Genomic DNA, 13,121 nt, shown 5'->3' on the forward strand with positions numbered 1-13,121 from the left:
ACAATATTTTTTTATGGAATATCCCAAAACAAGTTTCAGAATTAAAGCCGCTATTGTTGATGCCATTCTCATTTTAGCCGTCATGATAATCACCGCTTTTGCCATTGACAGTATTGGTGGTGTCCCCGACTGGGTGAGAATCATGATCATGGCTTTACTTTTTATTGCTTATGAACCAATGATGGTGGCCACCAATGGAGGAACAATTGGCCATAGGATTCTTGGTGTAGAAGTTAGAAAATCATCAGACTCAACACAACGATTAAGCCTACCGATTGCCATAGTAAGGAGTATTCTCAAGTTCGTTTTAGGAATATTTTCAGTGTTAGTATCTTATACTAGAGAAGATAACCGATGTATACATGATTTAATATGTGATTCGATAGTTGTTTATAGAAAGTCAGCTCGTATTACCTCACCTTCGCCTTCTTAATCATTCTAGCAAATAAACCCGGAACGAATCGTTTGGCGTAAGCTCCGTAAGATTCTTTGCCAATATAAATCTCGCGCTTTTCCTTTTTGATCGCCTTAATGATGGCTTTGGCGCAATCTTCTGCAGAAATCCCTTTGGCTTGAGCATCATCCATCACATTGGCTTTTGAGCCATCGCCTACCAAGGCATTTACCGACACATTGGTTTTTACGAAACCCGGTGCGGCTATTGTTACTTTGATTCCGTCATCTTCCAGTTCGGCACGAAGGCTATCGTAAAAGCCATGAAGCGCATGTTTTGTAGCTGCATAGCCAGACCGATAAGGCGTTCCAAAAATTCCAGTCAAGCTTGTCACTACCACGAAATGGCCACTCCCCTTTTCGAGCATATGCGGCAGCAGGTTTTTGGCCAAAGCAATATTCCCGAAGTAGTTAACTTCCATCAAATTTCGATCTACCTCAAGTTTAGTGTCCTTTACCAAAGACCGCTGACTGATACCGCCATTATTGATCAAAATATCCACCTGCCCGAAAAGAGCAATGGCTTCGTTGGTCTTCGTGGTCAAGCTATCGGCTTCGGCTAAATCGAGGGTAAGGATTTTTATATTGTCTTGATTAGAGCAATTGGACTTTACCCTTTCCAATTCGGCTAGTCTACGGGCAGAGAGAATCAATTGAGCGCCTTCCGAAGAAAGCTGCATGGCCAAAGCTTCTCCAATTCCTGAAGAAGCGCCTGTAATCCAGATGGTTTTGTTATTAAGGCTTTTCATGTTTCAATCCTCCTCCGCCCTTCGGGCACCTCCTCCAAAGAGGAGGATAACCTAATTACTTCCGAACATAAGTTACAAAGTCGAAAGCATATTTGTGCTTTTCATCCGCTTCATGATGTTCTCTTCCTTCTTCCTTCCATTCACTTTTATCGAATTTAGGGAAGAAAGTATCTGCACCTTCGATTACCGCTTCTACTTCGGTAATCAACATTCTATCCACCAATCCCTTTTCAATGGCTTCGGTATAAATTTTTCCACCGCCAATTATCATGCATTCGCTCAACCCTTGCTTTTCACAATAAGCCAAAGCCTCTTCTAAACTATGCGTTACCACATGGCCTTCAGGCAGTTCAAAATCCTTATTGCGAGTGATCACCACCGAAGTACGGTTGGGCAAGGGCTTACCAAGGGATTCGTAAGTTTTTCGGCCCATGAGAATATGATTCCCTGAGGTCACCGTCTTGAAGAATTTGAAATCATCGGGCAATCGCCAAAGCAAATCGTTGTCTTTGCCAATGGCATAATTTTCTGAAATGGCTACTACAATGGTCCTGATCATAATTGTGTCCCTCTTAAAAACGATTCAATATCCATTCGTTTCTTCCCTTCCATTTGCAATTCGGTAATGGCCAAAGCGCCCGTTCCAGTTTGAATATGAAGGAAAGTCTTGTTGTCTGTTTTGTATTCGCCCGGCTCAGTTTTTTTACCTGAGTCCATTTTTTTGGTAGCGAAGATTTTGAAATTTTTATCGTTGATGCATGTCCAAGCTGCAGGATAAGGCGATAAACCACGAATGAAATTATAGACTTCTTCGGTCGGTTTCTTCCAGTCAATTTCGCAGGTCTCTTTAAATATTTTAGGCGCATGCTTAATCTCCACCGACTCGTCTTGTGGCAGTTGCGGATAATCACCTGCTTCAATCGCACGAACCGTTTTTAGCACCAATTTGGCACCTCGATGCATTAATCTTTCATATACATCGCCTACATTGTCTTCTTCGCCAATGGGTTCTTTTTCTTGGAAAATAACATTCCCCGTATCAATCTCATGTTTCAGGAAGAAGGTGGTTACGCCTGTTTCCTTTTCACCATTAATAATCGCCCAGTTGATGGGCGCGGCACCTCGGTATTGTGGCAATAAAGAACCATGTAGGTTAAAAGTGCCAATTTCGGGCATGTCCCAAACGGCTACTGGCAGCATCCTAAAGGCCACCACAATTTGCAGGTTGGCATTGTAGCTTTTCAGCTCTTCTAAAAACTCTGGCGACTTTAAATTGGTAGGTTGTAACACAGGAATCTCCTGCGAAACGGCATAGTCCTTCACGGGCGTAGTGGTTAATTTTTGCCCCCTGCCTTTCGGACGGTCAGGCGCTGTCACCACGGCCACCACATTGACGCCATTCTCTACCAAAATTTGTAAGCTAGGCACCGCAAACTCAGGCGTGCCCATATATATAATTCTTAAGTCTTTCATATGTGAGCTTTATTTCTATAGCTGTAAATTCGCTCATTTATTTTATCAGCAGGGAGGTTATAATCTCCTATACTAAGGTTAAAAACATTGTTTAAGGTCTTTATTTTCAACTCTTGATCTTCCCTACCCGCTACTCCAAATGTAGCTTCAATTTCAATAATTTCGTTCCAACCAAATCTGTCCTTACCTATGGTAATCCCCATTTCATGCAGTGTAATAATCGTTTCATTTTTATTAACCAGGTTTTTTAGAGCCTTTACAAACCTCAGTAAACTAAATAAAACAATTATTCCCCCAATTATATTTCTGTCTGACAGAATCAGATACACCCCTACCGAAACCATAAAAACAGGCAAAATAAGGTTGAAAACAGTATTTACAATAGGATATTTAAGAACTGTTGTCTTGGGTAGGTCTGTTTGATCAATTTTGAGAAACGGTATTCTGTAGTTCTTGTTTTCTAGTTCAATCAGCTGATTCCTTTGACTTCTACTATAAATAATCGTACTGTTAAAGAAATTACCTCCGGGCCATATTATGTTAGCCTTTACAGCTTCATTTTTAAGTAGCTCAAGGTCATTCACATTGGAATACGCCCAAACCTTCCACCTTGCTACCGATAAACTCCAGTAAAGCCAACTTAATATAAAACCAGAAAGCAGGCCTAACAGAGAGAAATATTCTGGATACACAAATCTTCTTTGAAAATACAAGAAGACACAGAAGGTTAAGATTAGAATGATTATACCAGGTAAGATAATCACTAATTGTCCTCGCTTAATAGCTCTATCAATAAGCCTCTGCTCGTTCATTCAAAATCCTTATACAACAAATATTGTTTTCTCTTGGCCTTGTAAGCGTTCAAACCCTCTTGCCAAGTCGCTTTAATCTCTTCCTCGGTCATTCCAGCCTCGATCTGCTTTCGCAGTTCGGTAGTTCCAGCCAAAAGGGTGAGGTAATCTTTGAAGAACTCGGTTTTGTCTTTTAAGGCTTCGTAATAAGTAATCAAGTAGCGCAAAGTCAATTCTCTGGGTTGACCTGCACCAGAAAGGTTTTGTCCAAAGCATTCTTTTCCTTCTAGTGGCGGATATTTAGAGCCTTCATTGGGTTGCGGAGTAAAAGTGTAAGAACCCAAACTAAAATCAGGGTGGCCAATCACTTCAAAAGGAAAATCAGTTCCTCGGCCTACGCTTACTACCGTGCCTTCAAAAAAACCGAGGGAAGGATAAAGCGCAATGGCATTATCGGTCGGTAAATTGGGCGAAGGTTTTACAGGCAATAAATAAGTAGCATTGTGGTCCCAGCCTTTCATTTTAATGACGGTTAAATCAGCTTTTACGCCATTTTCTAACCACCCTTCTCCATTAATCATTTGCGCCAGCTCGCCCACAGTGAGGCCATGAACCACCGGAATTGGGTGCATGGCAATAAAACCACTGACGCTATCCTCTTTTACGGGACCGTCAATGTACATGCCGTTCGGATTTGGCCTATCAAACACAATGACCTGTTTGTTATTTTCAGCTGCGGCCTCCATAACATAATGCATGGTGCTGATGAAGGTATAAAAACGCACCCCCACATCTTGAATATCAAATATGAGCACATCCACATCTTCCAACATTTCAGGCGTTGGCTTTTTATTGCTGCCGTAAATCGAAACGATTGGAATGCCTGTTTTTTCGTCTTTCGAATCGTTGACTTTTTCACCATCTGGCGCTTCGCCCCTAAAGCCATGCTCAGGTGCCATTACTTTTTTAATATCAACGCCCAAGCTGTGCAGGGTATCTACCAAATGCGTTTGCCCCACCATAGAAGTTTGATTGACCACCAAAGCCACTCTTTTTCCTTCCAGCAATGGGAGATATTCCTGTATTCTTTCGGCCCCTACTTGAAGGGCTTCTTTTTGCTCGGTTTGCGATTGACAGCCAAAACATGTCATTAAAATAAAAAGGGCAAATAGCAGTCTATTCATTCGGTTCGTTATCTTTGAAATTTAACGGTAGCATCAAAATTAACCATATTCTTGAACCTCCCTTATTTCATAGCAAAAAGAATCAGCAATCCGGGCGATAACAGCTTCTCGGCCGTGATCCATAAAATTGCCATTGCCAGTGTTGCGCTGGGTTTGGCCATTATGATGATTGCTTTTTTCGTGCTTGGTGGTTTTCAAGAGAATATCAAAGACAAGATTTTCAGCTTTTCCGGCCACATTCAAATCAAAAAATTCTCCCTTAATAATTCATATGAGGAAGAACCGATTGTTGTGGAACCTAATCGTTTGAAGGCAGTAGCAACAGACCCATATGTTGTTCATGTACAGGAATATGCCCACAAACCGGGGCTAATTTCAAAAGATGGTGAAGTATACGGGGTTCTTTTTAAGGGGGTAGCACCGAGCTTTAACGAAGCATTGTTTGATAAATACATGGTGGAAGGCGAATTCATCAGTTTTAACGATAGCACTTCCACCGATGTGATGGTCAGTTCTAAAATGGCCAAAAACTTGGGTTTGAAGATTGGGGACAAGGTGATCAATTACTTTATTATGGATCCGCCTAAAACGCGTAGGGTAACCGTAAAAGGGATTTATAGCACTGGCCTCGATACTTTTGACGACCAAATGATGATTGGTGATATCAATGTAGTTCGAAGTTTAAATGGCTGGAAGAATGATGAGGTGGGAGGCTATGAAGTTTACCTCAAAAACATAGATGATATTGCGGCTGCGGATGACGCCATTATTGGCGAATTAAGCGTAGAGCATTACACAGAAAGAGTAGACGAAAAATTCGTTCAGATTTTTGACTGGCTCAACCTGCTCAGCAAAAACGTAAGCATTTTCATTTGGCTCATTCTATTGGTCGCCTCATTTAATATGGTTTCGGTTTTGTTTATCCTGATTATGGAGCGCACCCAAATGATTGGCACTTTCAAGGCATTAGGCGCTTCGAATAGCCTCATTAGAAGAATATTTTCCTACAATGGTTTTAGATTAGTACTCAAAGGTTTGTTGGTGGGAAATGCGATAGCCATTGGTTTTGCTTTACTTCAAGATTTCTTCCATATCATCCCCCTAGATGCCGCCAACTATTATATGGAGTATGTGCCCATTGAATGGGATTGGTCGGTGACCATTGGCCTCAATTTGCTAACGTTGATCTTAGTATCCTTTGTGCTGATTATTCCAACGGCAATCATCGCCAGAATAAAACCAGTAACGGCCATTAGGTTTGATTAAGCTGAATTCTTAAGAGTTTAGGCTTCCTTTTCTGCGTAATTGAACGACTGCTCCAAACCCGCTTCTGTCTCTCTTCTATAAGTTCTGAAAAGGCTTCCCACTTTGATTTGCATAACGCCCAACACTGCTTCTTTCACAATTCCACCACTCATTTTAGATTTGCCTTTAGTGCGGTCGGTGAAAATGATAGGCACTTCTGTAATATTGAAGCCAAATTTCCAAGCCAAGAATTTCATTTCAATTTGAAAAGCATAGCCCATAAAGCGTACTTTGTCTAAATCTATGGTTTCGAGCACCGAACGTCTATAGCATTTAAAACCTGCAGTGGTATCTCTAAAAGGCATTCCCGTCACCATGCGCACATAGTAGCTGGCGAAAAACGAAAGCATTACACGGCTCATGGGCCAGTTTACCACATTTACTCCCGTTACGTAGCGCGATCCAATGGCCACATCGTTTCCATCGGTCTTACAAGAGTGATATAAGTTGTTTAAATCTTCTGGAGGATGTGAAAAATCGGCATCCATTTCAAAAATGAATTCGTAATGGCGAGCCAAAGCCCAACGAAAACCGTGAATATATGCGGTGCCTAAACCTAATTTCCCTGCCCGCTCTTCTAAATGTAAGCGATCAGGATATTCCAACATTAAGCTTTTTACGATATCGGCCGTGCCATCTGGCGAATTATCATCCACAATAAGCAATTCAAATCCAGAAGGTTGAGAAAGAACAGCACGAACAATTTCCGCGACATTCTCTTTTTCATTATAAGTTGGAATAATGACTAGGCTATCTTTCATTACATGGTTCAAAAAATCTACTCTGAAAGAATAATTCCTTCAAAGCAGTTAAATTCATTAGTTTTATCGGTCTGGGAGTTGAGCCCCGTAAAGTTTAGAACGGGGAAGTTAATTAAATGTTAATCACAAAAGAAAAGCAAGTGAATAAAATGAGCAAATGTGTTTTCATGGATAGGGATGGTGTGTTAAACAAAGAGTTAGGCCGACACATTCTAAAAATTGAAGAATTTATAATTCCTGAAGACGTTCCGAATGGTTTGAAAAGACTAAAAGAAGCTGGTTATAAACTAGTTGTAGTCACCAACCAAAGTGGAATTGCCAGAAAATACTATGACGATAAATTGGTAGACGACTGCCATGATTTACTTCAAGAAGCTTGTGGAAATTTAATTGATCAATTTTATTATGCGCCTTTGGTGGATAGCGTAAGTAAATCTTTAATGCGCAAGCCAGACTCGCTTATGCTAGAGAAAGGAATGGCCAAATTCAATGTGGATCCCGCCCAATCGTGGATGGTGGGTGATAAAGAGCGTGATCTAATTCCAGCAAAGAAACTGGGCATCAAAAGAATTCAGCTGATGGCCATGGTGGAAAAAAGTGAGTTGGCCGAAGTGGTAGCCCATACTTTTACGGAAGTAGTGGATGCCATTCTTGGTGAGGGCTAAATTTTTCAGGTTTCATCCTGAGAAATTAGGTGTTCACCGATATTTTTTGGCCGGGTTAGGTTCAAATATCACTTTTGAATCAATCAAAAACTCAAAATATCTAACACATGAGAAAGAAAACTAAAGTATTCGCCACGCTCCTACTGCTGTGCTTCTTTTTAAGCTCCTGCGTTTATTCATTATTCCCAATTTACACGGATGACACACTGGTGTATTTGCCTGAAATCGTAGGCAAATGGCAAAGCGGCAGCGATGAAGAAGATTACATTCTAATTTCTGATGGGGTTTCGGTGGAAGGAACCGTTACTGTTACAGAGTCTGACACCAAAACTCCTAAAGAAAGTGGAGTTAAAATCAGCAAACCCACTTTTTCGGTAACCATTGATGAAGGTGATTATGCCATTATCGAAGGTGATACAGTCAGAGATCAAGCAAAAATTCAAGCCTATTACGAAAAGCAATTCGACTCTCTCATCTCAAGTAAGGAAATGAAAAATAACTTCAGGAAGTTCGGTGAAAACCTAAGTGAATTTGGAAATAGGCTTAACGATTTGGGTAAACCAAACAAACCAAAAAGCTATACCATTGGTGAGAAGTCTTATTTAATGACAGTGGTTGATGATGGCGAACCCATTAAATATGAGCTGCATTTGGTAAAAATTGGAGACGATATTTTTATGGACTTGGCCGCCACGGATAGCGATTATAGTGATGCTGCTTTTGAGTCGAGAGTATGGTTCCCAGTGCATACCTTTATGAAAATGGACCTGAACGGAGATCAGCTCAAGCTTACTCAATTCGATTTAGACAAGCTCAATAAGCTCTTTAAAAGCAACTTAATTCGTTTACGACACGAAAATGTAGACGGCACCATTTTGATCACTGCCCAGCCCAAAGAACTTCAGAAATTTTTGGACAAATACTCTGATGATGAAAGCGTTTTCGATGATCCCGAAACTTACACACGTGTAGCGCAATGAAGTTCCTCAACAAACTTATACGCTTAAAATGGTTACAGCATTCAGTGTTTTGGATGCTGTCCATTTACGCAATTGGGAGTTATTTCTCCATTGCCATAGCACTTTTTGCTTTCATCGATTATTTCTACGCTATCCTATTTCACATTCCATTGGTCTTCTTGGTCTATGTGAATTTGCGCCTGTTAATTCCAAGGTTTCTTCAGAAGGGCAAATATCTGCTTTATGTGCTTTTCGTAGCGGTAGACATTGCTTTGGCTTACCTCGTTCACGAATTCACTTTTGAAATTCTTTTGCCTGTTCTGCCAACGGAATTCTATATGGTTTCCTTTACGGAATGGCAGGTTTTGGTCAATATTTTTATCATTTACCTTGTGCTCACCACTTTGCTCAAATTATCCAAATCATGGTATACTTTGCAGCAGGTAGAAAAAGAAAAGGTAGAGCTGGAATTGAAGTCATTGAAAATGCAGATCAATCCTCATTTTCTCTTCAATAGCCTGAATAGCATTTACGCCATGGCTTTGGTGAAAAGCGAGAAAACTGCGACTTCGGTTTTAGAACTCTCTAACCTATTGCGCTACATGATTTACGAAGTGGGCGACAAACGCGTGAGCCTGGAAAAAGAAGTAGAAATTATTCAGGGCTACCTTGATTTGCAGCGCCTACGTTCCGATGCCAGCACCGAGGTTAATTTCCAAATCGAAGGTGACCTCAAAGGAAAAATGATTGCTCCACTTTTGTTCTTTCCCCTGATTGAAAATAGTTTTAAACATGGCGTAAAAGGGGTTTCAGATTCGGCTTTTGTGCATATGCATTTAAAGTGCAGCAATGATCAAATTGATTTTAGCATTGTGAACAACAAAGGTGAAATTGATGACATGGAAGCGGGACAATATGGCGGAATTGGTTTGCAAAACGTATCTTCTCGCTTGGCCTTGATTTACCCGAAAAAACACGAGTTTAAAGTAGAAGACGAGCAAGACAAATTCTCTGTCCATTTAACAATTAAGCTATGATTAAATGCCTGATAGTAGACGATGAGCCGCTTTCACGCGATGTACTGAAAACCTATTGCACAGATCATCCTGATTTGGAAATTACGGCCATCTGCAAAGATGCTTTTGAGGCCATGAATTCCCTCGGCAAATCAAGCGTTGATCTAATTTTCCTGGATGTTAACATGCCCAAGTTATCAGGCATCAACTTTTACAAGTCGCTGAACCAAAAACCGATGGTGGTATTTACCACGGCCTATCCTGAGTTTGCCGTAGAAGGCTTTGAACTTGACGCCACCGATTATTTACTAAAACCCTTCTCTTTCGAGCGCTTTGTAAAAGCGGTGAATAAGGTAAAGGAGAAAAGCATCTACCAAACTGACACGGACGAAAAGTACATCTTACTCAAAGCCGACCGAAAAGTCTACAAGGTTGACTTCTCAGAAATTCTCTTTTTTGAAGCCCTCGGTGATTATGTAAAAGCCCATTTGCAGGACAAGGTGCTCATTGTCACTACTACCTTAAAAAAGCTTATGGAAGAATTACCTTCTTCTGCATTTATGCGCACCCATAAGTCCTATATCATTGCCAAAAGTAAAATTGAATACTTAGAAGGAAATCAGATTCAGCTTCCGCAACACAAAATTCCCATTGGCCAATCTTACCGCGAAGAAGTATTAAAGAAGCTGGAGGGTTAATGAGACCTATAAGGTTTTAAAAAACCTATAGGTCTGGTTTGAGTAGAAAACCGTATCATAATCGTCTATTTTCGTATCAAATCGTATCACACCCTTGAATACTGGATCGTATCATTACCGTATCAAATCGTATCATTTTTGAAAACCATTTCTCAAATTGAAATTCAGAAATGAGAATATTAATGTTTAGAGGTCTCTATTTAATTGCCATTTTATTATTAGTAGTTGGTTGCTCAAAGAGTAAGACTGAGAACAACATTGCCTTAACGCTTGAAAACAAAAAGGCAATAGAATTATATGCCCAACAATTGGCGAAAAGTATCAATGATTATGATCACGCACTAATCAGAAACTCATGGAGTAATGAGGCTTTTGCCAAAAGAGTGAAAAACCTTAACAAGGTTCAGAGAAATGTATTCAATTATATTTTTGACAAGGAAATAAAGGACGAGATCAAATTCAACAATATTTCACTCGTGAATCATGTAAATTTAGAGCAAGGGAAAATACATACTTCTAATATTAAACATTTTAACTCCCACTCTGAAATCACCTTCCTTTCCATTTTTGATGACAGCTATAACTTCATCAAATACCGTGTTGAGATAATTAATAACAAGCCTTACTTATGCGATCTTTTTGATCTTAAAAGTGGCCTATGGTATAGCGAGACCATAAAAAATGTCATTAATCTGAATTCTAGATATGACATGTTTTCAGAAGAAAGAAGGGCAGCAAATTTGGCCATGAGAAGTTCAAATGAAGAACTTAAGAAAAGAGACACATTAAGTGCGTTATACTACCTTTATGATATACCTAAAACGCATTGGGTTGGAAATGGACTCAGCCTCAGGAAACTGAATCTTGCTTTGGGCGTTTCCGACAGCACTTATGGGAAAGTATTAGAAACCGAATTTGAGTACGACCAAAGCCTCTATTTAAAATATCTATACTACCGCTATTGGGATGACTCCGAGAATTTAAATAATGTATACAATACTTTGAAGTATCAAACTGGAGAAGATTTAAGACTTGACTCACTGATTAAAAGCGAAAGTTTCTGGCGGTAACCTCTGTCGCAGGTTCTCCGAACCTGTGACGACTTATTAAAAAGGGACTCTGTCCCGGTCAAAATAGCAGAAGCCTTAACCAACAGATTGTATTTCCGGAGCTAGCTTACCGCCAAGCAGACAGCCCTCACCATCATCAATAGGAATAAACCATGCGAGAGCAAAGTTTTACTGTGTTATACGGACAGAGTCCTACTGATCATAAATCGGAGAACCTGCTACAGTAGGAATAGTTGAATACCTCTCCGTTGAGCACATAGAAGTCTCTTTTCATTCCTTAATTACTTTAGCTATTTTAGATTAAAATGATGCACAAATTCTTTCCAACCCTCTTGCTGTGCTTTTTTATAAGTACAATCGTAAATTCTCAGGTAATTACCTTTGAAGGAAACGATACTTTGTACTTGAAAAAGGAAATGAAATTCGACAATTTCTCCCCAGATATTTGGGTATTCAAAGATCACCTTCCACCTGGGAAATATTATCAAATACGCAAACATGATTGCGGAACTGATACTCTTAGGCAAGCTGAATTCTCCAAAAAGGGCGTAAAAGATGGTCTTTGGATTGAATGGAACGAAAGCCTATGTCTAGCGATAGACGATGAATCCATTTCAACTCATACATTTACAAAAGCTGAAGTCTATAAAGGCAGGGAAATACTTTACAATGAAGGTTTCATTTTAAAATCCGTTCTATATCAAACTCAAAACGACCTGCCACTTTGGGAATTAAGCTATCCTCCCAATACAATTGATGAAAGACTATGGAATATATCGAGAGTTTACAAAGACAATTATTTATCTTCTGAAACTAGAATAATAAAAGACTCAATATCAAATAAGATTACTGACTGTACCACAACGTATAATGAAAAGGGATTCAAAATCTTCACTGACACTCATCCAGTCGACAATGAAAAGGAAGGTTTTATAACCTTTTATCAAGAGAAAAACCGAGTGCTAACAAAAGGTAAATATGTCATTTCTTCAAATGATAACTTCGAAGACACTTTCCATCATTATACCTTAATAGGAAGTTGGCCGTACTATAATGAATTGAATGAACATATAGCAACACTTAAGTATAAGAAGGGGCGATTATCTAAAATAAAGTATTTAGCAAGTGACGTGAGTGAGTATGAGATATTAAACTGGCTCAATTCCTTTAATTGACTTACTCTGTCGCAGGTACTCCGAACCTGCGACTACTTATTAAAAAGGGACTCTGTCCCGATCAAAACAGCAGAAGCCTTAACCAACAGATTGTATTTCCGGAGCTAGCTTACCGCCAAGCAGACAGCCCTCACCATCATCAATAGGAATAAACCATGCGAGAGCAAAGTTTTACTGTGTTATACGGACAGGGTCCTAGAGCTCATAATGAGTCACAGGTTCGGAGAACCTTCGACAGTAGCAAAGGCAGATAAATAGGATAACCTTCGACAGAGGTTAGGATTCTTTATTCCAAAGTCACCCTGTGCTTTATGATTTGCTCATAAAAATGATGGATTCTGAACATCTGCTCAGCACCTACTTTTTGGCCAGCTTGAGCCACTAAATACAAGCCTATTGCAATAGCGGCCAATATTGGGATAACCCATAAAATAGGAGCTTCCTTTTCAAGCATTATCTGAGAAAGCCCGTATACTCCAGCAAACAAAGAAAGCACCCCAAGCGCAGCATAGGACATAAAAAACACAGCCCAAACACTTGGTTTCGGCCCATACAGACCTCTCACCTCTAAACTCCCCTCTGATGTTTCTTCCAAAGTAAGCGTCAGTTCTGGCGACCAATAATGCCTTTCTTCAAGGCAAATTTTAATCACACAATATTGTTCAGAAACAAGCCCTATGAATTCTTGATCCTGATCCATGGCTTCTTTGATAGTACTAATGTATTCTTTGGCGGTTCCGGTTACAGTCTCTTTAAACCGTGGTCTGATATGAAGGCTTGACATGACTAGAAAAATAAACATTCACCTGCCAAATACATAAC

15 protein-coding genes are annotated in these 13,121 nt (G+C 39.9%); 8 read left to right on the forward strand and 7 right to left on the reverse strand.

The window, feature by feature from the left end; translation table 11 throughout:
* Nucleotides 1-13: 13 nt before the first annotated feature.
* Nucleotides 14-433 (forward strand): RDD family protein, encoded by a 420-nt coding sequence (locus MB14_RS00620; RefSeq protein WP_062587623.1) that lies wholly within the window; start codon nucleotides 14-16, stop codon nucleotides 431-433.
* Here MB14_RS00620 and MB14_RS00625 read toward each other — a convergent pair.
* Genes MB14_RS00625 through MB14_RS00645 form a run of 5 tightly spaced genes read right to left on the reverse strand, consistent with a single transcriptional unit; the run spans nucleotide 411 to nucleotide 4,650 of the window.
* Nucleotides 411-1,202, reverse strand: a complete 792-nt coding sequence (locus MB14_RS00625) for an SDR family oxidoreductase (RefSeq protein ID WP_062587625.1) — start codon at nucleotides 1,200-1,202, stop codon at nucleotides 411-413. The two genes, MB14_RS00620 and MB14_RS00625, sit on opposite strands and share 23 nt — an antisense overlap.
* 55 nt (nucleotides 1,203-1,257) lie before the next feature.
* Nucleotides 1,258-1,761, reverse strand: a complete 504-nt coding sequence (locus MB14_RS00630; protein ID WP_062587627.1) for a dihydrofolate reductase — start codon at nucleotides 1,759-1,761, stop codon at nucleotides 1,258-1,260.
* Nucleotides 1,758-2,675, reverse strand: coding sequence for a methionyl-tRNA formyltransferase (fmt, locus tag MB14_RS00635; protein WP_246032625.1), 918 nt, complete (start codon nucleotides 2,673-2,675; stop codon nucleotides 1,758-1,760). Before fmt ends, MB14_RS00630 begins: the two co-directional genes overlap by 4 nt.
* Complete coding sequence (locus MB14_RS00640) at nucleotides 2,672-3,487, reverse strand: hypothetical protein (protein WP_062587629.1); 816 nt, start codon at nucleotides 3,485-3,487, stop codon at nucleotides 2,672-2,674. Before MB14_RS00640 ends, fmt begins: the two co-directional genes overlap by 4 nt.
* Nucleotides 3,484-4,650: an exo-beta-N-acetylmuramidase NamZ family protein gene (locus MB14_RS00645; RefSeq protein ID WP_062587631.1), complete on the reverse strand. Its 1,167-nt coding sequence runs from the start codon at nucleotides 4,648-4,650 to the stop codon at nucleotides 3,484-3,486. The genes MB14_RS00640 and MB14_RS00645 overlap by 4 nt, the downstream gene beginning before the upstream one ends.
* Before the next feature lie 51 nt (nucleotides 4,651-4,701).
* Between MB14_RS00645 and MB14_RS00650 the strand changes: the two genes are divergently transcribed.
* Nucleotides 4,702-5,916, forward strand: a complete 1,215-nt coding sequence (locus tag MB14_RS00650) for an ABC transporter permease (RefSeq protein ID WP_062587633.1) — start codon at nucleotides 4,702-4,704, stop codon at nucleotides 5,914-5,916.
* 17 nt (nucleotides 5,917-5,933) lie between these two features.
* On the opposite strand, the gene MB14_RS00655 is transcribed toward MB14_RS00650, so the two are convergent.
* Entirely contained in the window at nucleotides 5,934-6,716 is a 783-nt protein-coding gene (locus MB14_RS00655; RefSeq protein ID WP_062587635.1) for a polyprenol monophosphomannose synthase, read from the reverse strand.
* A gap of 116 nt (nucleotides 6,717-6,832) precedes the next feature.
* Here MB14_RS00655 and MB14_RS00660 point away from each other — a divergent pair, with 116 nt between their 5' ends.
* The 6 genes from MB14_RS00660 (at nucleotide 6,833) to MB14_RS00685 (ending at nucleotide 12,299) form a co-directional block, all read left to right on the forward strand.
* Nucleotides 6,833-7,381: a D-glycero-alpha-D-manno-heptose-1,7-bisphosphate 7-phosphatase gene (locus tag MB14_RS00660; protein WP_246032626.1), complete on the forward strand. Its 549-nt coding sequence runs from the start codon at nucleotides 6,833-6,835 to the stop codon at nucleotides 7,379-7,381.
* Nucleotides 7,382-7,488: 107 nt separating this feature from the next.
* Entirely contained in the window at nucleotides 7,489-8,361 is an 873-nt protein-coding gene (locus MB14_RS00665; protein WP_062587637.1) for a hypothetical protein, read from the forward strand.
* The gene (locus tag MB14_RS00670; protein WP_062587639.1) at nucleotides 8,358-9,377 is read left to right on the forward strand and encodes a sensor histidine kinase; all 1,020 of its coding nucleotides are present in this window, start codon (nucleotides 8,358-8,360) and stop codon (nucleotides 9,375-9,377) included. Before MB14_RS00665 ends, MB14_RS00670 begins: the two co-directional genes overlap by 4 nt.
* A complete protein-coding gene (locus tag MB14_RS00675) occupies nucleotides 9,374-10,054 on the forward strand; it encodes a LytR/AlgR family response regulator transcription factor (protein WP_062587641.1) in 681 nt (226 codons plus the stop codon). Before MB14_RS00670 ends, MB14_RS00675 begins: the two co-directional genes overlap by 4 nt.
* Nucleotides 10,055-10,224: 170 nt before the next feature.
* Nucleotides 10,225-11,124 carry a hypothetical protein gene (locus tag MB14_RS00680; protein ID WP_062587643.1) on the forward strand — a complete coding sequence of 300 codons (900 nt, stop codon included), beginning with the start codon at nucleotides 10,225-10,227 and terminating at the stop codon, nucleotides 11,122-11,124.
* 305 nt (nucleotides 11,125-11,429) lie between these two features.
* A complete protein-coding gene (locus MB14_RS00685; protein WP_062587645.1) occupies nucleotides 11,430-12,299 on the forward strand; it encodes a hypothetical protein in 870 nt (289 codons plus the stop codon).
* Nucleotides 12,300-12,585: 286 nt separating this feature from the next.
* Here MB14_RS00685 and MB14_RS00690 read toward each other — a convergent pair whose 3' ends face one another.
* Entirely contained in the window at nucleotides 12,586-13,083 is a 498-nt protein-coding gene (locus MB14_RS00690) for a hypothetical protein (RefSeq protein WP_062587647.1), read from the reverse strand.
* Between the last annotated feature and the right edge of the window lie 38 nt (nucleotides 13,084-13,121).

Source organism: Roseivirga ehrenbergii (genome assembly GCF_001593005.1).
In the GTDB taxonomy this organism is placed as follows: Bacteria; Bacteroidota; Bacteroidia; order Cytophagales; family Cyclobacteriaceae; genus Roseivirga; species Roseivirga ehrenbergii.